This window comes from Pseudomonas sichuanensis (assembly GCF_024749065.1).
Classification (GTDB): Bacteria; Pseudomonadota; Gammaproteobacteria; order Pseudomonadales; family Pseudomonadaceae; genus Aquipseudomonas; species Aquipseudomonas sichuanensis.
On record NZ_CP087185.1, the window covers coordinates 3510009 to 3532833 of the forward strand.

General features: G+C 59.7%; 18 protein-coding genes and 5 pseudogenes. 1 reads left to right on the forward strand and 22 read right to left on the reverse strand.

Annotation, left to right across the window (positions count from 1 at the left end; translation table 11 throughout):
• Window positions 1-21: 21 nt before the first annotated feature.
• From LOY51_RS15710 to LOY51_RS15815, 22 genes and pseudogenes are all read right to left on the reverse strand, one after another.
• Window positions 22-813 (reverse strand): enoyl-CoA hydratase/isomerase family protein, encoded by a 792-nt coding sequence (locus LOY51_RS15710; RefSeq protein WP_125858895.1) that lies wholly within the window; start codon window positions 811-813, stop codon window positions 22-24.
• Between the two features lie 508 nt (window positions 814-1321).
• Window positions 1322-2742: pseudogene (locus LOY51_RS15715) on the reverse strand (amino acid permease).
• A gap of 125 nt (window positions 2743-2867) precedes the next feature.
• Entirely contained in the window at window positions 2868-5120 is a 2253-nt protein-coding gene (locus LOY51_RS15720; RefSeq protein ID WP_258641973.1) for an ATP-binding protein, read from the reverse strand.
• Complete coding sequence (locus LOY51_RS15725) at window positions 5117-5878, reverse strand: substrate-binding periplasmic protein (protein WP_374046955.1); 762 nt, start codon at window positions 5876-5878, stop codon at window positions 5117-5119. The genes LOY51_RS15720 and LOY51_RS15725 overlap by 4 nt, the downstream gene beginning before the upstream one ends.
• Window positions 5878-6594, reverse strand: a complete 717-nt coding sequence (locus LOY51_RS15730; RefSeq protein WP_232884501.1) for a response regulator — start codon at window positions 6592-6594, stop codon at window positions 5878-5880. Before LOY51_RS15730 ends, LOY51_RS15725 begins: the two co-directional genes overlap by 1 nt.
• 76 nt (window positions 6595-6670) lie before the next feature.
• Complete coding sequence (locus tag LOY51_RS15735; protein WP_125464352.1) at window positions 6671-7318, reverse strand: TetR family transcriptional regulator C-terminal domain-containing protein; 648 nt, start codon at window positions 7316-7318, stop codon at window positions 6671-6673.
• A gap of 198 nt (window positions 7319-7516) precedes the next feature.
• A pseudogene (locus tag LOY51_RS15740) lies at window positions 7517-7777 on the reverse strand (class II aldolase/adducin family protein); the annotation flags it as partial.
• Window positions 7778-7969: 192 nt separating this feature from the next.
• Window positions 7970-8320 (reverse strand): DUF596 domain-containing protein, encoded by a 351-nt coding sequence (locus tag LOY51_RS15745; protein ID WP_223811830.1) that lies wholly within the window; start codon window positions 8318-8320, stop codon window positions 7970-7972.
• A gap of 572 nt (window positions 8321-8892) precedes the next feature.
• Window positions 8893-9246 carry a hypothetical protein gene (locus LOY51_RS15750; RefSeq protein WP_125858900.1) on the reverse strand — a complete coding sequence of 118 codons (354 nt, stop codon included), beginning with the start codon at window positions 9244-9246 and terminating at the stop codon, window positions 8893-8895.
• Between the two features lie 343 nt (window positions 9247-9589).
• Window positions 9590-10081, reverse strand: a complete 492-nt coding sequence (locus LOY51_RS15755) for a DUF2247 family protein (RefSeq protein WP_258641981.1) — start codon at window positions 10079-10081, stop codon at window positions 9590-9592.
• A 221-nt stretch (window positions 10082-10302) separates the two neighbouring features.
• A pseudogene (locus LOY51_RS15760) lies at window positions 10303-10502 on the reverse strand (IS5/IS1182 family transposase); the annotation flags it as partial.
• A gap of 161 nt (window positions 10503-10663) precedes the next feature.
• On the reverse strand, window positions 10664-10867 hold the full coding sequence (locus LOY51_RS15765; protein WP_258641983.1) for a hypothetical protein: 204 nt from the start codon (window positions 10865-10867) through the stop codon (window positions 10664-10666).
• Window positions 10868-11529: 662 nt separating this feature from the next.
• Window positions 11530-11907, reverse strand: coding sequence for a barstar family protein (locus LOY51_RS15770; protein ID WP_258641985.1), 378 nt, complete (start codon window positions 11905-11907; stop codon window positions 11530-11532).
• 1388 nt (window positions 11908-13295) lie between these two features.
• On the reverse strand, window positions 13296-13550 hold the full coding sequence (locus LOY51_RS15775) for a MafI family immunity protein (protein ID WP_125858906.1): 255 nt from the start codon (window positions 13548-13550) through the stop codon (window positions 13296-13298).
• A 5-nt stretch (window positions 13551-13555) separates the two neighbouring features.
• Window positions 13556-13962 (reverse strand): annotated as a pseudogene (locus LOY51_RS26990) (EndoU domain-containing protein); the annotation flags it as partial.
• Between the two features lie 441 nt (window positions 13963-14403).
• The gene (gene imm40 / locus LOY51_RS15785; protein ID WP_125858907.1) at window positions 14404-14733 is read right to left on the reverse strand and encodes an Imm40 family immunity protein; all 330 of its coding nucleotides are present in this window, start codon (window positions 14731-14733) and stop codon (window positions 14404-14406) included.
• A 3-nt stretch (window positions 14734-14736) separates the two neighbouring features.
• Window positions 14737-15033 carry a hypothetical protein gene (locus LOY51_RS15790; RefSeq protein WP_258641990.1) on the reverse strand — a complete coding sequence of 99 codons (297 nt, stop codon included), beginning with the start codon at window positions 15031-15033 and terminating at the stop codon, window positions 14737-14739.
• Window positions 15034-15040: 7 nt separating this feature from the next.
• A complete protein-coding gene (locus LOY51_RS15795) occupies window positions 15041-15601 on the reverse strand; it encodes a hypothetical protein (protein ID WP_258641993.1) in 561 nt (186 codons plus the stop codon).
• Window positions 15602-15624: 23 nt separating this feature from the next.
• Window positions 15625-16953 (reverse strand): annotated as a pseudogene (locus tag LOY51_RS15800) (filamentous hemagglutinin N-terminal domain-containing protein); the annotation flags it as partial.
• A gap of 41 nt (window positions 16954-16994) precedes the next feature.
• Entirely contained in the window at window positions 16995-18701 is a 1707-nt protein-coding gene (locus LOY51_RS15805; RefSeq protein ID WP_258641994.1) for a ShlB/FhaC/HecB family hemolysin secretion/activation protein, read from the reverse strand.
• 128 nt (window positions 18702-18829) lie between these two features.
• Window positions 18830-19582: a class II aldolase/adducin family protein gene (locus tag LOY51_RS15810; protein WP_125858911.1), complete on the reverse strand. Its 753-nt coding sequence runs from the start codon at window positions 19580-19582 to the stop codon at window positions 18830-18832.
• Between the two features lie 63 nt (window positions 19583-19645).
• The gene (locus LOY51_RS15815; protein WP_125464355.1) at window positions 19646-20692 is read right to left on the reverse strand and encodes an ABC transporter substrate-binding protein; all 1047 of its coding nucleotides are present in this window, start codon (window positions 20690-20692) and stop codon (window positions 19646-19648) included.
• A gap of 153 nt (window positions 20693-20845) precedes the next feature.
• On the opposite strand from LOY51_RS15815, the gene LOY51_RS15820 reads away from it, so the two are divergent.
• Window positions 20846-22798 carry an oxidoreductase gene (locus tag LOY51_RS15820; protein WP_258641997.1) on the forward strand — a complete coding sequence of 651 codons (1953 nt, stop codon included), beginning with the start codon at window positions 20846-20848 and terminating at the stop codon, window positions 22796-22798.
• Window positions 22799-22825: the final 27 nt, after the last annotated feature.

Here is a 22825-nt window from a genome sequence, read left to right on the forward strand (position 1 = left end):
ACCGGGGGAAAGAGGGAGTACTTATTTGCCGATGAAGCGTGGCGCGCGTTTTTCGCTGGCGGCGCGCAAGGCCTCGGCACCGTCTTCGCTACGCCCGCAGAGCAGGCCGGCGGCCAGTTCTGCGCTGAGCTGTTCGGCCAGGCTGCGCTGGGCGCCGTCACGGATCAGGCGCTTGGTCTGGGCATGGGCGAAGGTCGGACCCTGGGCCAGGCGCGCAGCCAATTCGGCGGCGGCCGTGGCCAGTTGCTCGTCGGCGACCACTTCACCTACCAGGCCGGCGGCCAGGGCACGCTCGGCGCCCCACAGTTCGTCGAGGAACAGCAGGCGCTTGGCCTGTTCGGTGCCGATCAGCCGAGGCAGGTGCCAGCTGGCGCCGGCGTCCGGCGAGTAGGCCATGCTGGTGTAGCCGGCCTTGAAGCGGGCCGATTGCGCGGCCAGGCGCAGGTCGCAGCACAGCGACAGGTCCATGCCGGCGCCAACGGCGGTGCCGTTGATGGCGGCGATGGTGGGTTTATCGAGGCTGTGCAGGCACTGCATCAGGGCGTGGGCGGTTTCGGTCCAGCCGTAGGTTTCCAGTGCGCCGCGGGCTTCGGCCTCGGCCCATTCGGCAAGGTCGGCACCGGCGCAGAAGCTGCGGCCGGTGCCGGTCAGCACCACCACGCGCACGGCCGGGTCGCTGTTGCAGGCATCCAGGGTGGCGTGCAGGTGTTTGAGGGTTGGGATGTCCAGGGCGTTGCGCTGGTCGGGGCGGTTCAAGGTGATCCAGGCGACGCCGGCTTCAACCTGGATGAGTAGGGACGACGGAGCAGTCATGACGGGCCTCGGATTGTTGTGATTGTGCTGAGGGTGGGTGACTTGAGGCTCATGCTAAACGAGTGTTCAACAAGGAGGCAATTGGGGGAGAAGGCGGTGTTACAACTTCGAACAAGTGGTGGGGAATCTGGGGGAAGAGCGGGATCGCGATTGGGCTGGAAGGTGCATGGCGACAGGGTTGCAGCGCCTATCAGATCGAGCGCCGCCCGCGCGGCGCATCGCTGGCAAGCCAGCTCCCACATCTGTTTCGGGCCAGTCACTCCTGTGACTTCATCACTGTCCGCCTTGTTTGTACGACTCGATTTCGAAGTGGGCGCTGAAGGCCCTGCGCCTGACTTGAGACATGCACCAAGGCGGGCAGCGGTACCTTCACAGGCATAATTGGCCCGAAACAAATGTGGGAGCTGGCTTGCCAGCGATGCGCCGCGCGGGCGGCGCTCGATCTTGAGGGCGCTGCAAAATCACCGGCGGACACCTGGTGGCCCTCACCCAACTCCCCGGCAAACACCTACCAAATCCCCCTCAAACCACCGGCACTTCCACCGCCACCCCCTGGCGCCTGCGCTGCACCACGAAATACGCCGCATAACACAGCGCAATAAACCCAAAGCCCCAATACAACGAAGGCCGCTGGGTCTCATCCATCGCCAAAAACACAAACAGCGAACTGCACAAGGTGATGCACAGCAACGGCACCAGCGGGTACAGCGGCGCACGGTACTTGAGCTCGCTCACCTGCCCGCCCTCGCGCAGGAACTGCTGGCGGAAGCGGTACTGCGCCAGGGCAATCACGATCCAGGTCACCGTCCCCGACATGCCGCTTACCGCCATCAGCACCATGAACAAGGTGTCCGCCGCGACGAAGCTGGTCATCAGCGAGACCAGCGCGAAGCACAGGGTGATGAACAGCGCGCGCAGCGGCACACCTCGGCTGCTCAGCGGCGACAGGCTCTTGGGCGCCATGCCGGTCTTGGACATCGCCCAGAGGATACGGGTGGAGGCATACAGTCCCGAGTTGCCCACCGACAGGATCGCGGTGAGGATCACGAAGTTCATCAGGTCCGCCGCATAGGGAATGCCGACCATGTCGAACACCTGCACGAACGGGCTTTCCATCAGCCCGGCCTGCTGCCAGGGCACGATCGCCGACAGCACCACGATGGCCAGCACATAGAAGATCAGCACGCGGAACACCACGTTGCGCACCGCCCGCGGAATGCTCTTTTCCGGCTGGTCGGTTTCACCCGCCGCCACGCCCATGATCTCGCAGCCCTGGAAGGCGTAGACCACGGTCATCATCACCGCGAACACCGCCGACAGGCCGTTGGGGAACAGCGATTCACCGATCAGGTTGCTCATCATTGGCGCCGGTGCCCCGCTGGTCAGCGGGATGGCGCCGAAGATCACCAGCACCCCGACGACGATGAAACCGAGAATCGCCGCCACCTTGATGCCGGCAAACCAGTATTCCGCCTCGCCGAAGGCACGGGTCGCCAGCGCGTTGATGCCGAACAGCACCGCCACGAACAGCGCCGACCAGTACCAGATCGGCACCCCCGGGAACCAGCGTTCCATCAGCATGCCGGCGGCGGTGAACTCCAGGCCCACGGTGGTGGCCCAGCTCATCCAGTACACCCAGCCGATCATGAAGCCGGTGGCGGGGCCGATGAATTTCGTCGCATGGGCCTGGAACGAGCCGGACACCGGCATCTGCACCGATAGCTCGCCCAGGCAGACCATCACCAGGTACATCAGCAAACCGGCCACCAGGTAAGCCAGGATCGCGCCCACCGGCCCGCCCTGGTTGATGGTCACGCCCGAGCCCATGAACAGCCCGGTACCGATCACGCCACCGAGCGAGAGCATGAAGATGTGCCGGCTCTTCAATGCCCGTGTGAGTTGGATACCTTCAGCTTTACGGCCTTTCATTATTGTTATCTCCAATAAGCCTTGAGGGCCGCGTGTGCAGCGGCTGCCCCGATTATTGGAAAGCGATGTAAGGCCCGATTGACCGTAAAGATCGAAGATGTAAAAAGTCGTAAGTTTTTTGTCGCTCAGGCGGCCAACAGTTCCGCCAGGCTGTGTTCGGCGCGCAGCAGCTGCTCACTCAGCGACGCGGCCATGGCCTGCACCGCGGTTTTATCCCGCGCCAGGGCGTGCGTTTCGAGGCTGCGCAACGTGGCGGCCAGCCCGCAAAATCCCAAGGAATCACTGCTGCCAGCCAGCCGATGGGCCAGGTGAGTCACCTCGGTACAGTCACCCGCCGCGACCGCTTCAAGCAGTGCCTGGCGCTGCTGGTGCAGCGCGTCACGCAGACCGGCCAGCAGGCCTTGCAACTTCTGCGCGCCGAGCAGGGTGCGGTGGGTATCCAGCAAGTCGTGGTCCAGCCAGGTAGCCGGTGCCGGTTGCTGTTGCTGGTCCTGGCCTGCCAGCGCCTGGCGCAGGTTGGCAAGCTTGAGCGGCTTGCCCAGCACGCCCTGCATGCCGGCATCCAGGTAAGCGCGCACCAGCCCCGGTTGGACACTGGCGGTCAGTGCCAGAATGCGCGTGTCCCGATTGGCGGTATCGCCCGCACGCACCTGTCGGCACAGCGCCACGCCGCTGATGCCCGGCAGGTGCACATCCAGCAGCAGCAGGTCGAAGCGCCGCTGTGCGCACAGTTCAAGCCCCTGCTCGGCATCCTCGGCCAGCCACACCCGGTGGCCGTCGCGCTCCAGCAACCCGCGCACCACCTCACGGTTAAGCGCCACGTCCTCCACCACCAGAATGTCCAGGGGCGCCGTGCTTGCAACGGCAGCCGGCAGCGCCTCGGCCTGCTGCACGGCCTCAAGGTCGAGCTCGAACCAGAAGCAACTGCCCTCCCCCTCGCGGCTACGCACGCCGATCTGCCCGCCCATCTGTTCGACCAGGTGCTTGCTGATCGCCAGCCCCAGGCCCGTGCCGCCATAACGCCGCGCCACCGCCTCGCTGGCCTGGACGAAGCGGTCGAAGATCTTCGGCTGCATCGCTTCGCAGATACCGATGCCATCGTCGCTGACACTCAGTCGCAGGTGCTGGCGCCCGGCCTCCTCCCGCAGCACCTCCACCTCGACCAGGATCTCGCCGCCCTCGGTGAACTTGATCGCATTGGCCAGCAGGTTGCTCAGCACCTGGCGCAGGTACTGCTCGGCACCGCGCTGGTGCGTGGCCAATCGTGGGTCGATGCGGCACAGTACCAGGCTGTCGTTGGCCAGGGCTCGGGGTTCGAGCAGCGTCAGTACTTCGTCGCACAACTGGCGCAGGGAGAAGCCGACGGTTTCCGGGTGGCTTTCGCCTTCTTCGAGCCTGGCGAAATAGAGCACTTCGTTGAGGATGCCCAGCAGCCCTTCGCCGGCCTTGTACAGCGCCTCCAGGCGCTTGCGGTCCTGCGTCGCCAACCCGGCGTCGCGCAGCAGTTCGGCCATGCCGAGGATGCCGTTGAGCGGCGTGCGCAATTCGTGGCTCATGGTGGCGAGGAAGCGCGACTTGGCCAGGTTGGCCGCCTCGGCGTCGTCCTTGGCGCGCAGCAGGCTGGCGGTGCGGCGCTCGACCTGCTTCTGCAGTTCGTCGCGGTTGTCCTGCAGGGCCAGGCGATCGGTCTCGCGGCGCTCGATATCGCTGAGGATTGCCCGGCGCATGTCGTCCAGTGCCAGTGCCACGCTGTCGATCTCGTCCGGGTACGCTGAGCGGCGCTTGTTCAGGCGCAGCGGTTCATGCCACTGCCCGGCACCGATGCGTCGGGCGAAGTCGGCCATCACCTGCAAGTGGCGGGTCACCAGGCGATAGAACAGCCCCGACAGCGCCAGCGCCAGCCCGCACAGGAACACACTCATCCACAGCAGGCTGGTCAGGCCGGTGGCGAACAGACGGCGGTGCACCGCGCCAAGGTCGATGCTCACCTCAAGCTCGCCCAGATGGCGCACCGGCCCGGAAGGCGGCTGGAAATCCAGGGCAAAGCGCTCGACCCGCAGCGGCCCCGTTGGCGCCGGATCCCCTTGCTGCAAGGTGAAATCGTCGCTGTTCAGGCGCACCCGCGCCACATCGGAGAAGTCCACCAGCCCACGCAACTGCACGTTCAACTGCTCTTGGTTCAGGTCCCACAGGCTGCGCTCGAGGCTGGCCAGGTAACCGGCACGAATCAGCTCCATGCGCCCATCGATGTCGCGCATTTCGCGGCGGTACTCGAAGTACAGTTGCACACTGCTGGCCAGCACCGTGAAGCACAGGCTGAACAGCAGGATGAACAGCAGCAGCCGACGCAGCAGGCCACCCGGTTGCAGGCGGGTCATGGCTGCCTGACCATGTCGCGGTAGGTGACCTCGCTTTCATGCAACCAGCGCTCCAGCTCGCCGGCATCGGTCATTTTCTGCAACTGCACGTCGATCTCGTTCATGTGCTCACTCAAGGGCGAGTGGCGCGACACCGCCACGCGCAGGTAGTCGACACTCAACGCAGGCCCCAGCGCGACGATGTCCCGGGCACCGGGCAGGTGCTCGACGAACAGCTGGCCGGTGCGCCGCTCCTGGATCACGAAATCGATGCGCCCGCGGATCAGCTTGCCGAAGTTCTGCCCGCTGTCCGACACCCACTCGATGTTCTGGTGCCGCGCCACGAAACGGTCGAAGTCGGCGCCGTAGCTTTCGCCGAACAACAGCCCGCCACGGTACCGGGCCAAGTCTTCGAGGGTTGCAAACTTCAGCGGCCGCTGGCGATTGGCAAACACCGCCACCTCTTCGCGCAGCACCGGCACCGTGGAAAAGCGCATGGCCTGGGCGCGTTGCTCCGAGGCGTAAGCCAGCACCACATCCACCCGCCCTTCGGCGGCGTCCAGCAGGCACCGCTGCCAGTTGCCCAGCACCACCATCTCGACCCGGTAGCCCAGCCGCCCGAACAGCTCGCGCACCACCGTCGGCGCCAGGCCGCGCGGTTGCTTGCCATCGCTCCAGGACACCGGCGGGTAGACCGGGTAATCGCAGTAGCGAACGGTTTCGGCGGCCTGCAAGGCGCCGCTCAGCAGCAACGCCAGCAGGCCGAACAGGCGCCGGATCACGCGGCCACGCTGGCGGTGAACAGGTAGCCGGCGCCGTGGATGGTGATGATCAGCTCGGGTTCGGCAGGGTCGTCGTGCAGCTTGCGCCGCAGGCGCCCGACCAGCACGTCGATGGAACGGTCGTTGGGCACCCACTCGCGGTTGCGGATCTGGTCCATCAACTGGTCGCGGCTCAAGGTGTGGCCGCTGTTGCGCAGGAACACGCTGAGCAGCTGGAACTCACCGTGGGTCAGCAGGGTTTCGCCACCTTGCGCATCGATCAGGCGGCGGCGGTCGCAGTCCAGCGCCCATTCCCCGAACTGCTTGAGGGCGGCAGACGCCTGGGTGGCGGGCCGGGTGCCCTGGGCGTGGCGCACGCGGCGGATCAGGTTCTTGGCCCGCGACACCAGCTCGCGAGGGTTGAGCGGCTTGCTCACGTAGTCGTCGGCGCCGCATTCCAAGCCGACAATGCGGTCGATGTCGTCGTTGCGGCCGGTGATCAGGATGATTCCCACCTCCGAACGCACCCGCAGCTCGCGGGTCAGGGTCAGGCCGTCCTTGCCGGGCAGGCGGATATCCAGCATCACCAGCTCCACCGGCTGCTCGGCCAGCAGCGCCTCGGCCTGTTCCGCGGTGGCGGCGCAGTGGACGGTATAGCCTTCCTGGGACAGGTAGGCCTGGAGCAAATCACGAATCAGCGGATCGTCGTCGACGATCAGTACCCGAGAGGTCATTGCGTTTGGTCCTGAGTCGCCCGTGGGCGTGTTTCTTATTAGAGTGGGCCAAGACTAGCGATTGCTGAACGGTCGATCAACAGCCCTCGGCCGGCAGGGTGAAGCGTTGCCGACCGCCGGCTTGCAGGCCGTCGACCCAGGCTTCGCAGATCTGCACGCCCTGGGCCGGGGTGAAGGTGCCGGGGTTCAGGCCCGACTCCAGCCACAGGCCGTCGAGCAACGCGCTCAGGCTGATGGCAGCGAGGTCGGCGTCGAAGCGCTCCCACCCCTCCTCCCGTGCCAGTTCGCTGAGCAGGCTGCGCAGTTCGCGGCGGTATTCGCCGTAGGAGTGGTCGTGCACCTGGTTGATCGCCTCGGCGGTTTTCACCGCGCCCCAGAACGCCAGCCAGGCGTCGAGCAGTTGCGGGTCGAGCAGTTCGGCGCTGAACGAGCCACGAAAGAACGCCGACAGGCGCTCGCGGGCGTTGGGCGCGACCTGGTCCATGGCCTCGCGCAGCAGCTGCATCACCCGGCCGGTGACGGCCATGTAGGCTTCGGCGACCAGTTCGTCCTTGCCGGAATAGTGATGGCTGATCAGGCCGACCGACACGCCGGCCTCGGCGGAGATCTTGCGGATCGAGGCGCCCTGGAAGCCATGGCGTTTCAGGCAGGCCAGGGTGGCCTCGACCAGATTGGCCTTGCGCAGTTCGGGCAGCATGCGGCTGAAGCGGGCTTCCTGGGACATGGGTGGGTCTCGTGGCGGGTGCAGTTGAACGACTGTATAGCAAGTCCGACAACTGGCGATACCCTGACGCTGACTGTAGGAGCGGCCTTGTGTCGCGAAAGGGTCGCGAAGCGGCCCCAGGACCTATGATTGCCGGGGCTGCTACGCAGCCCTTTCGCGGCACAAGGCCGCTCCTACAGGGGATCGCGCAGGCTCTGGTTAATCGCGATAGCCCGGCGCCACCTTGTCCAGCAAGCGCAACAACGCCGCCCAGGCCAACTGCATCGCGTCCGGATCGGCCAACTGCCCCTCCCGCAACGGCCGCCCGGGGTCATTGAACTGCCGCTCGGTGTGCGCGCACACCTCATGGGGCGGCAACACCAGCTTGCCGCTGGCCTGGGCGGCGAGCTGGATCTCGCAGGCTTTCTCCAGGTAATACATGCGCATGAACGCCTCGCTCACGCTGCGCCCTACGGTCAGTTGGCTACCATACTCCTCAATAATGTGCTGCAACCCGGATTTTGGGTTTCCTGTCTCTCGGAATATAACTTTCCTCTAGAATTGCGAGTAATTACAATTACATTCTCTCGGATAAGCATCACAGCATTAGCAGTTAACTCACCAAGCAAAGATTTGTTAAGCGTATCTTTTGCAACAATCTTAATTTACGAACTACGCCCAAAACTCCTTCCCATCCGAGTCTATCCATACAACCCCAGCTGGGGCTTCTGTGATAAACCAAAGTCCGAAGCCATCAAGATCGTCTTCACCGGGATCTTTAGGCCACGCTTCCTTGAGCACGTCTAGCTGATCCTGGATGGTACCAACAAGGAAAAGGCCATCATGCGCAAGTCTTATGTTCCCCTCCAACATCAAACGCTCCATCAGGGAGAAGAACAGACTGACTCGGCGCGCGCAATCAACAGTCGAACCGAAAAGTTCAACCGACATATGCTGCCATATAACGCCCATTGAGAGCCCAAACGCGCTTCGCAACACCGACTTATAGAGCACCTCAATCATTTAAAATTTACCCTCACCATTCTTACGCCATTAGTGGACCTATCCATAACATCTATCGTCCAAGAAGCCCCTGTCTGCTGCGAGGAAGTGGAAAAATCTCGAAGGAATATTCGAGGTCCGACGCCAGTCTTGGCTGTATATATCACTCCCTTCCCAGGGACAACTATAGCTACAGGCATACTTTCAACCCAGCCAAACCCCTAAAGATTGAGCGGTGTCTTTTGCACCTATTCAGGAATGATTTGCAACTCACTCCATAGTGGCTTCAACCCTAGGCTCTCCATATGGGCCTCAACGTCGACAAAGGCCTTAACCCCAATGTTATCGTACAAAAGCCATGAGGCCTCGCACTCTTGACATACGAACAAACAAGTGTCGACATCTATAACTCTAGCCTTGACAACATCTCCCTGCTCACATCTTGGACACAACAGATAAAACCTCTCTATTTAACAGGAGTATCCGTGTGCCTTTTTCTTACCGGCCAAAGCCACGAGTATGGCCGAGTGAAGCCATAGGCAAACCTCAACACACCAATAAGCCAGCCCAATTGCGCCCATGAGAAATCACCCTCAAATCACTGAAACTGGAGTTATCCCGAATCTCGTGGTCAGAACATAAGACTCCAAGCCATTTGAATCAGGAACAATCACCAGAGACCCTACTTCCCCAAAATCAAGCGCTAACTCACCTTCCACTTCAAAACAGGCACGCTCAATTTTATGATTCAAGAAATCAAAAACCAGAGCACCGGTGGCAGGTTCTTCACCGTGCCCCCATTGCTCACCCCCCTTATTGCACCTAAAAGGACACTGCATTAATACGGTCACTCCATTCCCGAAAATCAGAACCTGAGAGCCCACGCCGACAGTTACACCGACCAGCATGGCCGAGGTCAGCTCTTTCAAATCTAATTCATCAATCATAACTTCCTCTTACCCCCTAGGCGGTACAGTGTTGGGTGGCAGAGGAACGTGCGTGTCTCCCCTTGTACCCGCTCCACCCGTGGCTGGGTTAACAGGTTGTCCATTTTTCACGAATATCCAGTAACCATTCTCCAAGCCGGGAACAGGCGTTGAACCTGGAGGCATCAACCGGATATATGAGCTACCTGGAGCACTTGGATTATTGACTAGTTTGCAACGCATCGGCATCAAGCTTTCCTACTAGGTGACCCATTCGAGGATCGTTGAGCTTGGCGAATACCGGTTCAGCAATCGAGATTTTTTGCGGAACCAGCAATTCCACCTGTGCCTTTACACCAACTTTTTATGAGCGACCGCCCTCAAGCTCTCGCCTATACGAGTCCAATATATTGGACCAATTTCTCAAAAGCTGATCTTCGCCCTCTAAGGAAGGATCTGCCGCCGGCATATATCTGACAATAGGAGCAACAGACTCCGGATAGTCGAAATCCGCATACATCTCTTCAACAACCCCCAATGGATCTTGATATTTATCTCTATTTATGAAGGCCCACAAAAAAATCAGAAACACCCAGACTTTCTCTAAGCCCCTGTCATCTCGCACATCCTTAGCCGCAAGACGAATAACGCACTCCCGAATATTACTAACTTCGTCACCAGCCAGGCAAGCCAACTCATAATGATCCGCAGAGGACTCAGCAGAAAGCCTTTTGAGAGAATATTCAACAACCCCTGCCGGAGATAAATAACCACGATCCAATCCGCACTTAATCTCCCCCCAGCTCAACCAAGGCGCTTCTGAGAAGCAAAACCCACCATCTAAGTCTATATGCATACCTGACCTCTTACCTTGGCAACCTAGATGGAACTTGGTTGGGCGTACCCGTAATTCTTCCTGCCGGGATAAATCCCTGATGAGTCAACTCACCCTTCGAGTTGACGAGCCACTCAAATATCCCTTGTTTTCCATCCACAGCTCCTCCATCTCGGTAAGGTTGTACGACTTTCCATCCCCACCACGAATAGTGAAAAGCCTTCCTTTCTCTGGAAAAACTAGTTCTGCAGCAAGTGAATGCGCAGCATCGTTTCCAAGGGATACGGCTTACGATCGCCACCGACCTTCGGGTAGTGCGACTCAATCAACGCGACCTATCCGCTCCGCGGATCGACCTGTTCCTTCCCTGATAGGAAACGCTCACGGCGGTTTGCTTGCGCTTACCGGCACATTCGAAATCGGAGAAGTTCATCTGGCTCATGGGCAAGGCTTGCTACGGTAGTTGAACGGAAGGCTATTTCAGCACAGATCGAGTGGCCTGTGCTGGCTTGTTCGGAGAATCCTTAGCAGTTAACTCATCAAGCAAAGATGTGTTCAACGCGCCTTGTGCACCAAAGAATAACTAACAATGACGCTGATTGATCAACTCATCCAATCAACGTCAAAATCGGCTAGTTGAGCTGCAAGTCCCGCCTCACACTCAAACCAATAATCGAATCCTTCATCGTCACTTTTTTTTAAATACATATAGCATCCACCGGTATCGCCACAGCGATCATCATCAATAAGTACTTTCCAGCCAGAATACTCGCCACCAACAATAACACCCTCTCGAATTACAGACATATCTACATCCTATTCCGTGTAGGGCACATGATTGTTAGATACATAACGTCCAGTCACAGGGTCTTTAACTCCAAAATGCACATGCGGAACTCCTGGAGCATGTGCTCCCGATAGAGATCCTGAGTCGATACGAAATTCCCTCGTGCCGTCTGCGCTGTGGAACAGATGGTCTGGCTGACCGTCTACTGCTCAACCTGCCTGAGGTCGATGCACTTGTCAGAGGTCTATCAGGCTACCCAATGGGTACTCTCCCCCTGTCGGCGACCCGCCAACGATGAGCCGGGCTCCGCTTGTGCGCGGATGCGTGCCTCATGTTTGCTGGCCAAAGCCACGAGAATGGCCAGGTGATGAGAATCGAGACGATCAATGCCCAGGGATCGACGATTCCAACACAGGTGGTTCACTACACTTTCTTTCACAAGACGGCTGGAGGCAATCTCCAGCCGCTTTTGTCCGCATCTACCTGTACCCTGACGTCACGTACTGCCCACTTTTTTCTCGCAATAGAGGCAAGGCTCTACACCATAATTGCCTCAACGAAATATTCAGGATTTCCGCAGCTACAGTCCGCCCTATAAATACTATTGATGCAGCTGACGAGTGAGATTGCGGAACTTTTTTCGCATCTCTGGCTCCCAGCATAGTTGTGCACGATGGACGGCCTAAGCTATTTTTAGCAGTTCTTCGACCATAAATTTGTCGACTTCCCTGAAGACTACTTCTATTTCGCGCCATTCGTCACCATTCCAATCAAGTACGGAGTCACGCAAAACCTCAAGATATACCTGGAGATCCTTTCTTGGCAATCCTGGAAGAGCCGCATGCACAAAGACGATTTTTTGGCATGGAATCCAGCCGAGATCTCTCAAGCAGTCATATAAGGCATTCCAGTTAAATCCAAAACACCCTGGCAACCAAAGCAAATAATACAGCGCCTTTATCAATTCCTCTGCATTCCCAATGGCAGGGTCAACCCGCACATAAAAGACCTCAGCCGCATCATATGAAGGTGGGATATCCACAAACGTGAATGGCAACATTTTCGACCGACCTCAATTTTTTATATGAATGAAGGTTTTGTAGTGATCGGCTGTGTAATACATTTCGCCACTTTTTCCTACGACGATTCGCTGCCCCCTGGTCTTGCAATACTCGGCATAGAATGGACGTCTTCAGTTTAGTAACTGGCAGGTTTCTCAGGTAACCGCCGCTTTTCGGCTGCGCTACCTGATTACGCTGGTCACCGCCACTGGTCAGCGAAACATTACCACTCGTCTTGACCTGGCTGCCGACGCCCACTATCTGGGTGAATTCGCCGCGTTAGTGTTCGGCGCCCAGCGTAAATTGATCCGCCAGCCGGTGCAGGCACTGTCCTTCCACCACCCTGGCTGACTGAAGGCTTCGGAGTTCGCCCGCCACCAGCCGTCACCACAGCCAGCAACACCTGGCCGAGCCCTTGCTTAAACTCGGACTCTTGGCTCAATGCAGACGTAACATCCTACATTGTATCTTCATTGCTCTGTCCATCGACAAAGCTAATGACGGCTCCGACCTGGACCTTACCATCCGCTTTTAATTCTTTAACTTCCCCCTGAAATCTCAATTATTTTCTATCTGCTTTACCGGATCCCAACCATCAGGTTTGAGCTGATGCTTACTCCACCATTGCATCCCCTCAAAAATCCACTTTTCTCGTAATTCAGAATGAGCGACTGTCGAATCATCGTACCCAAACTCTGTCCCGCAACACGGGCAGATATTATACGAAGCGCATCCAAAACCATCATACGCTGGCTCATCGAGACCAGGGTAAAAGCACACTGGACAAATATGTATTTGATCATTACTGGGCATTAAAATAATCCAAATTTGAACCCTTGCCGTGCACTGCAGGATCAGGTTTGTAGTAGGTCATAATACTTCCCCCACTGGATACGACGCCAAACTCATCGGTGCCTGGGTTGTAGCGTACGATATCTCCATTAGGTCGTGTTTTTTCAAGCACGCCAGCGGACTTAGAGGCTGTTAAAAATTTATCAGCTTGTGCTTGATATTCAAGCGAACTTTTAGCTCCAAAGTCGCTGCCATGACGAGCAAAATGGTCATCAAGCTTGGCTTGGTCGGCAAACTTCGCCCCACTACCAACGCCTGTTCCCCCCGCGGGCCCCGTCTTTCCACCACCCTGGCTGACTGAAGGCTTCGGCGTTCGCCCACCACCACCCGTCTACCTGCACCCTTAGGTCACTTACCGCCCACTTTTTTCTCGAAATAGAGGCAAATCTAGACACCATAATTGCCCATACGAAATACTCAGATTTTCCGCCAGCAACATCCTCCAGAAAAATATTCCGCACCCTTTGATTACTTGCCAAGCTGATAAGAGGGCCGACTCCTGAAGTCGCTTTTGCACCAACTTATTTCTAGCTTTTTACTTCCGCAACCCCACCAGATGCTTAAATGGTCCATCATCTAAATCAAGCCCCATATCCGTAATTAATCGAACTGCCTCCTGATATTCTTCGTCCGTGATAGAAATATCAAACTCACAAATATGATCGCATAATATCTCGAAGGCCAGACTTTCCTCATTGTACGCGACATAGTCCAATGCCCCTTGGAGCAGACCCGCGTCCAACCGGCCGTAGAATTTATTCCCAAATTTAATAATACGGTCTGCAAACATAAAATTTACCTAATCGGCTTATAAGGTGGAACCGGAGCATCATCAGGAAATGCGGTAACCACTTTCCCTGTAGCTGGCTGGTATACAACTCGCATACGCACTCCATCACGAGCTTCATAAGCAACCCACTTGGCAGGGTCCCCTTTAGCCGTATAAGCCCCCCGATTCCTGTCTGTGCGTACCACTTAGTGTTCGGAGAGGTCGTAATATCGCCGACCGCATGAACAATTTTCTCTCCTGACCAACTTTCAGGGAAAACGGTCTTCCCTTGCTGTCCTGGCCACATGTGGCCGCCGCTTCCAGGTTTATCTCCATAAAGAATATGCTGCTTTGCTTCAGGAGAAAGGATATCAACGTAATCTTTTCCAGGTGCTTTTGCACCAACAACCATACCCCCGTCACCTGCTCCCCCCGTGGGCCCCGTCTTTCCACCACCCTGGCCGACTGAGGGCTTCGGCGTTCGCCCACCATCCGCCGTCGCCACACCCAGCAACACCTGGCCGAGCCCTTGCTTAAACTCGGACTCCTGGCTCAATGCAGACACAATCTCCTGCATTGCAGCTTCATTGCTCTGTCCAACGACAAAGAGAATGAATGTGCTCTTGAAGTTTTCGGCCTTACCCGACGGCCCTGTAAGAGGATTCTTCGTTATCTAGGCGCGCAACGCTAGATGTGGCGCGGTCTGCGCCCGGCTCGATCCAAGCCCACCCAAAGCAGACCCGACATGGGCATTCGACCCGTCATGCACACTCTGGACGAACTAAATCAGCAGACGACGAAAGCCCCTGGCGGTTATGCCTCCGTTAATCTCCCTCTCTCTGCATTAACAATGGGCACCTGTGCCTTTGCACCATTAGACTTTAGGCACTAGCGAAAAAAGACCATCAGGCATTAAACAGCTAAGAATATAACTAGCCGCTTTGCCTGAACTACGCTTAGTAAAATCAGAATCCGACTCACCGGGACCTTGATCGCAGTACCAACTGTCGTACGTTAGCTCCGCTTTATCACCAACCAATTTATATACATCTCCCCCAAGAATTGCGACACCAAGAGCTTCGAGTTCATAAATAGCATGCAAAGCATCATCACGACCCAAGGCCCAATTCCGCACCCCCAAACCATCTAGCGACACGCCCCTACTTAGAATAGGGTCAACTTGCTCCGACCATATAGTACTCATGGATCACTCCGCCGACGTCGGCCTGAATAGACGATGATTAATTGAGCCATCCGGCTCTTTTATAAACTCAAAAACGCCTTGTTTTCCACGATACTCACCAGGGATTTTCAGCATATCTCTTACCACACCATCTCCCCCTGTAATCTTCGTCACCTGTCCGGCACTTTGGAACGTCGTAACGCTTTCCGGGAATCCATGAAGATCTCCAGTCTTGATCTGACCTAACACTTTATCTGTATATTTCGCACCTGCAAAGAAATCATCCGCTACCGGACTTCCACCTTTTGCACCAACAACCACACCCCCGTCACCTGCTCCCCCCGTGGGCCCCGTCTTTCCCCCCCCCCTGGCCGACTGAAGGCTTCGGCGTTCGCCCACCACCACCCGTCGCCACACCCAGCAACACCTGGCCGAGCCCTTGCTTAAACTGGGACTCTTGGCTCAATGCAGACGCAATCTCCTGCATCGCAGTTTCATTGCTCTGTCCAACGACAAAACCAATGACAACGGCGATCTCGACCTTGCCCTCCTTCTTTAATGCTTTGACTTTTTCCTGCAACAAGGGTTGGTCTGCAAGCAATTTCGTGAGCAACACGTCACACAGCTCAGGCGATTGCCTGCAGGTGTCTCGCAACCTCTTATTGCGCTCTTCATCGAGCTGAGCGTACTCCTCCCTGATACCCTCTTTGCATTTCTGATCCAGGCACTCGTCCTGGCGCTTCAGCATCTCCTCCACTTCCTCGTGGAGCAGATAGTTGTACTGCGTAGCCGTCCCCGCCACCCAAGCCCCAGTCTGCAGCGCCGCCTCGTCTCCACCTTGAGCAGCGGCCGTGAGCACCCCGATCACCTGCGAGTTCATCGTCAGCAAGCGTTTCTTCTGCTCGGGGTACCGCCGCTGGCAGTGATTGCCCCCTTGCGGTTGTCGATGCGCGCGGCCGAAACGTCGACTTCGCTGGCCACTAGGCTGGCACCCTGGTTATCCAGGGTTTGTGTGGCACCGACGCCGATCTTGCGGCTGGCAATCACGCTGCCGCGGTTGGTCACCTGATCAGCGGTTAGCGTTACATCCCCGGCGGCATTGCGGCTGCCATCGAGGTTGACGCCGGCATCGATGCTACCGCCGTTGTTCAACCGGCCACCGCTTTCGAGGCGAATGCTGTCATGGGCCGCCAGGCTCTTTTGGCTGTCGAGATCCCCCTGAGCCTTGATCGTCAGGTCGCGGCCCGCATAGACCGGGCCATCGAGCTGAACGCTATCGGCGTTGACCTTGACCGCGCCGCTGGAAACCACCTGAGCCATTGTGAGCTTGCCGTTGGCATCGATCTGGATGTCCCCGGCGCTGGTGGCCATGTTGCCCGCCAGACGCACGCCGACACCCTTTTCCGTTCCCACCAGGCGAATGGCGCCGGCATACATCCCGCCCAATGCGGAGCTGTCGATGGCCAGCTCCGGCGCCTGGCTGCCGTCAGCGGCTCGGGCGACAGCAGTGAGGTCATCGGCCTTGACGTCATTGCGCCCAGTGATGACGTTCAGCTTCTTGGCGTAGATCTCGGCGTTGATCTGGGCGCTGCGGGTAATCACGTCGAACTGCTCGACCTTGCCCGCCCGGAACCCAGTGCCCTCGAAGTTGACGCTGCCACCGTCGACCTGGAAGCGCTCGACACGGCCTTTCTCGATCACAGGCTTGCCCGTAGTGAGCGTCACCCGCGGGGTGTTGATGAAACCGCAGCCGTTGCACGTGATGCCATAAGGGTTGGCGACGATCACATGCGCCGACTGCCCCGCCACTTCGGTATAGCCACGCAGTTGGCTGGGGCTGTTACCGGTGACTTCGTTGAGAATGACCGACGCAGCCCCGCCTTTCAGGTTGGGGTTGCCCAGGATGATCCCGCCCAACTCGGTGGGCTGGGTTCGGTTGGGGGCATTGTTGAGAATCAGCCCCTGACTGCCGACGTTGTAGTCCTGGAACTGGTTGTGTGACAGCCCGCTGCCATTGGGCGTGGCAATGTTGACAATGGGTACGCCATTACCCGCCTGTCCAAGCGTCGTCCCTGGTGCGCTGACTACCAGCCCCTCGGCCTGTACCAGCAACGGTTGCCAGAACATGGCATTCGCAAGAATGAACGCCAACCCACGCTTGGGCAGGCCGAGGAAGTGTTCCCGGCGTGTCAGGGCAGCTGAAGGCTGGCGTGCAAGGAAGGCGAACTGGCGAACGTCCATGGTCGAGAATCTCGTATCGGTCTAAACAGAAAGCGCAACGGCTAGAGGAAGAAATCGAGGCGGAAGTAGGTGGGTGTCTCCCGCGCTTCGATCGGCCCGGGCCGCTCCAGTGAATGCGCGAACGTCACGCTGGCGGCCATGTTCTGCCCCCGGGCGAACAACTCCAGCGAGTGACTCGACATACGTCCGTGCATTTCGGCGTTGTAGCGGTCATGGCGAATGACACCCTGGTCGTAGCCAAGGCCGATGCCGTACTCAGCCAGCACCGGGCGCAGCCAGTCGATGCTGACCGGGCGATTCCAGCGCAGGTCGCTGCGCCAGTAGCTGCCACTGTCACCTGACAGGCTCTGGTCCTTGTAACCACGAATCGACGACTGGCCGCCCAGGCTCATACGCTGCGGGCTGAACAGCACATCCTCGCTACGCTGGCCGGTCACCAGGCTGCTCAGGCTGAAGGACTCCCCCCACAACTGGAAGGGCTGCAGGTAGCTCAACGTCGCGGTGTACTTGCGATAGCGGGCATCTTGTTGTCCAGGGCGGGGGGCGTGATTGCCCTGGGCGTCCAGGGCGCCGATACCGTTCTGCATGCCCAGGTCAAGGTTGATATAGGCATTGCCGACCCGTCGGCCATGGTTGATGCCGAACTGTGCCTCGCTGATGCGATTGCTGCTGTTCCTGAGCTTGCTGTCTTCGATGAAATTGTTGGTGCGCAGGTGCGCAAGCCCTGTGCTTACCGAGGTCTTGCTGACAGCATCGCGAAAGATCACCCGCTCCAGGTACAGCTGATGATTCTGGCTTTCACCGCTCTGCTTGAAGTCGAAACCCAGGGCCTGAATCTGCGAGCGGTATTCACTTTGGCTGTACGTGTAACTGAGGTTCCACCAACCAAACGGCACACTGTAGCGAAGCATCGCGTTGTTCGAGGTTTTCTGGCGATCGCTGACCGCGTCATGTCCGCCGCGCAACAGCAGTTGATCGGACAAGCCCAGGGGGCTGTCCCAATCGAATGAGGCCCCCCACTGCTGCTCACCGGTACTCGCCTGCCCATCGTTATGCCGTGACAAACCCACCCGCCATGGTTTCTGTCGGGTATTCCTGACCAGCACCTCACTGCCGCCAATACGCTCGCCGGGCGCCAGTTCCATCTTCGCGTTGTTCGACGGCAGGCGATTGAGCTGGTCAACCATCTGCTCGATTTCGCGCAGGTTCAGCAGGTCACCGGGCTTACCGGGAAAGCTCATGGCCAATTCGCGTTCGGACAACCCACTGTCCTCGGCGCTACGAACACGCTCAAGGCGCCCCTCGACGACAAGCACCTGCAAAGCGCCGCTGGACAGATCCTGTTGCGGCAGATAGGCACGGCTGGTGACCAGCCCCTTGCCGAGGTAATGATCGGTGATTGTCTTGAGCAACAGATCGAGCTGCGCCACCCCCAGGCACTGGCCAGTGAAGGGAGTGAGCAGGCGTTGGCGCTCGGCACTCGACAGACTGTCAGCCCCTTCCAGGTCGATGGAACTGATCGGGAAGCAACGCTCATCGTTGGACGCTGAAGGGGTTACCGGGTTGCCGGACTGCCCCGGCAGGTTCTTGAGATCCTCCAGGCGACGGCTCTGCTCCTCGAGCAAGCGGTCCTGGCGCTCGCGGATAAGATCCGTATCGCCAGGGGTCGCCGCCGATACAGTGCTTGGGAACAACAAGGCGCCAAGGATCCCTGTGGTTCGTAAGAAGTGGTTCGTCCTGGAAAACATTTAATGGTCACGTGCGCATGATGTCACTACGACATCATTGGGCGCGCGATTCTACCAGTCGACTTGTTGACGTCAATTTTTTGCGCTTATCAGGACGGCCCTGACAACGACGTCCACCCGCCATGCCTTCAATCGCGATAGCCAGGCGCCACCTTGTCCAGCAAGCGCAACAACGCCGCCCAGGCCAACTGCATCGCGTCCGGATCGGTCAACTGCCCCTCCTCCAACGGCCGCCCGGGGTCATTGAACTGCCGCTCGGTATGCGCGCACACCGCATGGGGCGGCAACACCAGCTTGCCGCTGGCCTGGGCGGCGAGCTGGATCTCGCAGGCTTTCTCCAGGTAGTACATGCGCATGAACGCCTCACTCACGCTGCGCCCTACGGTCAGCAGGCCGTGGTTGCGCAGGATCATCACCGGCTGCTGCCCCAGGTCGGCCACCAGCCGCTGCTGTTCGCTCAGGTCCAGCGCCACGCCCTCATAGTCGTGGTAGGCGACCTTGCCGTAGAACTCCATCGAGATCTGGTTCACCGGCAGCAACCCGCACTCCAGCGCCGCTACCGCGCAACCGGCGCGGGTATGGGTGTGCAGCACGCACTGCGCATCTTCCCGGGCACCATGGATGGCGCTGTGGATCACAAAACCCGCCGGGTTCACCGGATAAGGCGAAGGCTCGACGGCATGGCCGTGCAGGTCGATCTTCACCAGGTTGGAAGCGGTGATTTCATCGAACATCAAGCCGTAGGGGTTGATCAGGAAATGATGTTCGGGGCCCGGCAGGCGCACCGAGATATGGGTGAAGATCAGGTCGGTCATGCGAAAGTGCGCGATCAGCCGGTAGCAGGCCGCCAGCTCCTCGCGCAGGTGTTGTTCGGTAGGCATGGTCACGGGTTCCAGGTTTATGAGGGGTGGCTGGAGAGTAGAAGACTGTCCAGCCGCGATGGGTTACTTGCTGGCCGCCCAGGCGTTGAAGCGCTCCTCCAGCTCTTCGCCATGATCGACCCAGAACTCGACGTTCATGGCCAGGGCGCCCTCGAGGTTCTGCTTCGAGGTCGGCACCCACTTGGCCAGCTCCGGCGCCAGCGCGGCAGCCGCCTGGGTGTTGGTCGGGCCGTAGGGGATCTGTTCGACGTAACGCACCTGCGCTTCGGGCTGGTTGGTGTAGGCGATCAGCCGCTCGGCCTGCTGCACATGTTTCGAGCCCTTGATGATCGCCCAATAGTCCATGCCGTACAGACTGCCGGGCCACACCAGCGCCAGCGGGCTGCCGTTCTGTGCGGCGGCGGCGATGCGGCCGCTGTAGGTCGAGGTCATCACCACGTCGCCGGCGGTCAGCCATTGCGGCGGCTGGGCGCCCGCCTCCCACCACTGGATGCTGGGCTTGAGCTGGCTCAGCTTGGCGAACGCGCGGTCAACGCCTGCCGGGGTGGCCAGCACCTTGTACACGTCCTCTACCTTGACCCCATCGGCCAGCAGGGCGAACTCCAGGTTGTACACCGCGCGCTTGCGCAGGCCGCGCTTGCCCGGGTACTTCTTCACATCCCAGAAGTCGGCCCAGGAGGTCGGCGCCTGGGCCAGCTTGTCGCGGTCGTAGGCGATCGCCACGCTCCACACCAGCGCCGCCGAACCGCATTCCTGCGCGGCGTCGGCAATCAGCTGGTCCTTGTGGCCCAGCTTGTTCCAGTCCAGCCGCTCGTACATGCCTTCATCACAACCGCGCAGCAGGTCGGGTCCTTCGATCTGCACCACGTCCCAGTCGACACTGCCGGTGTCGACCATGACTTTGATCCGCGCCATCTCGCCGTTGTACTCGGTCTGGATCAGCTTGCTCTTGTCCTGGGCGCTGAACGGCTGGAACAACGCCACGTCCTGGGCCTTCTGCCCGGCACCGCCATAGCCCACCACGACCATGTCCGACCCCGCCTGGGCGCTGCCCAGGCCAAGCCACAACAGCACCGCGTACAACCCGGGTTTTCGTGCAAAAGCGCTCATCGATGGACCCTCTTTGTTGTTTTTGTGAGGTTCGCCCCTGAGGCGGGGTGCTGTCGAAACTAGACAACGACCAGTAAAAAAACAAGTTGATTTTTTACTATGGGTACACTTTTATAAGAAAAAACAACAACACCCCCGCTGGAGCCTGCCCGTATGTCGACCGCCTTCACGCACCTGTTCGAACCGCTGCAGCTCCGCGGCAAGCGCCTGAAAAACCGCATCATGTCCAGCGGCCACGACACCTCCATGCCCACCGACAATTTGGTCAACGAGCGGCTGATCGCCTATCACAAAGCCCGTGCCGAGGGCGGTGTCGGACTGATCGTGCTGCAGGTGGCCGGGGTGCATGACAGCGCCCGCTATACCTCCCATGTGCTGATGGCCACCGACGATGCCTGCATCGACGGCTACCGACGCCTGGCCGAGGTGTGCCACGCCCAGGGCACCGTGGTGCTGTCGCAGATCTTCCACCCGGGCCGCGAAATCATGGAGTCCGCCGACGGCCTGCTGGCGGTCGCCTATAGCGCCTCCGCCGTGCCCAACGAGCGCTTCCGGGTGATGCCGCGCGAGCTCGACCAGTTGATGATCGACGAGATCGTCGCCGGCTACGCGGCTGCGGCGCGGCGCCTGCACCAGGCTGGCATCGACGGTGTCGAAGTGGTCGCCAGCCACGGCTACCTGCCCGCGCAGTTCATCAACCCGCGGGTCAACCGCCGCAGCGACGGTTACAACGGCGGCCTGGAACAGCGCCTGCGCTTTTTGCGCGAGATCCTTGCCGCCGTACGCGCCGCCACCGACGAGCAGTTCATCGTCGGCCTGCGCATCAGCGCCGACGAACGCGATGCCGAGGGCCTTACCGAGGACGAATCGCTGGCCGCCGTGCAGGCCCTGCAAGCGAGCCTGGATTACGTGCACATCGTCGCCGGCAGCTCCGCCTCGCTGGGCGGCGCCATCCATATCGTCCCGCCGATGGCCATCGAGGCGGCGTACCTGGCCCGCGAAGCCGGTACCTTCAAGTCGCGCCTGCAGATACCGCTGTTCGTCACCGGCCGGATCAACCAGCCCCAGGAAGCCGAACTGATCCTCGCCCGTGGCCAGGCCGATGTATGCGGCATGACCCGCGCGCTGATCTGCGACCCGCAGATGCCGAACAAGACCGACAGCGGCCGCGCCGAGGATGTGCGCGCCTGCATCGCCTGCAACCAGGCCTGCATCGGCCATTTCCATCGCGGGCTGCCGATTTCCTGCATCCAGCACCCGGAAACCGGGCGCGAACAGCAGTACGGCAACCTGCCCGCTGCCAGCGTGCGCAAGCGGGTCATGGTGGTCGGTGGCGGCCCCGCCGGCATGAAGGCCGCCGCCGTGGCGGCGGCACGCGGGCACCAGGTGACGCTGTATGAGGCCAGCGCGCAACTGGGCGGCCAGGTGCTGCTGGCGCAGTTGCTGCCCCGGCGCAGCGAGTTCGGCGGCGCCAGCACCAACCTGCAACGGGAGATGCAGCTGGCTGGGGTCGAGGTAGTGCGCAATACCCGCGTCGACCGCGCCCTGGTCGAGCGCGAACGCCCGGACGCGGTGATCGTCGCCACCGGTGCCGAGCCCTACTGGCCGGCGTTCGAGCGTGGCGGCGAGCTGCAGGTGGTCGATGCCTGGCAAGTACTGCGCGACCAGGTGAAGCTCGGCCGTTCGGTGCTGGTGGTGGACTGGCGCTGCGACTGGATCGGCCCCGGTATCGCCGAGCGCCTGGTGCGCGCCGGGCACCAGGTGCAGCTGGCGGTCAACGGCACCCATTGCGGCGAGAGCCTGCCGTTGTATGTGCGCGACCAACTGGCCGGCGAGCTGCACAAGCTGGGCATCCCGATCACGCCCTATGCCCGCTTGTATGGCTGCGACGACAACAGTGTCTACCTGCAGCACACCGCCAGCGGCGAGGCGATGATCTTCGAAGGCATCGACACCCTGGTGCTGTGCCAGGGCCATCAGCCGGTCGACACCCTGGCCGAGCAGATCAAGGACCTCACCCAGGTGCAGCGCATCGGCGACTGCCTGGCCCCGCGCACCGCCGAGGAAGCGATCCATGAAGGCTTGAAGGTCGCCGCCGCCTTGTGAGCCTGTTTATACTCCGGGACTTTGCAG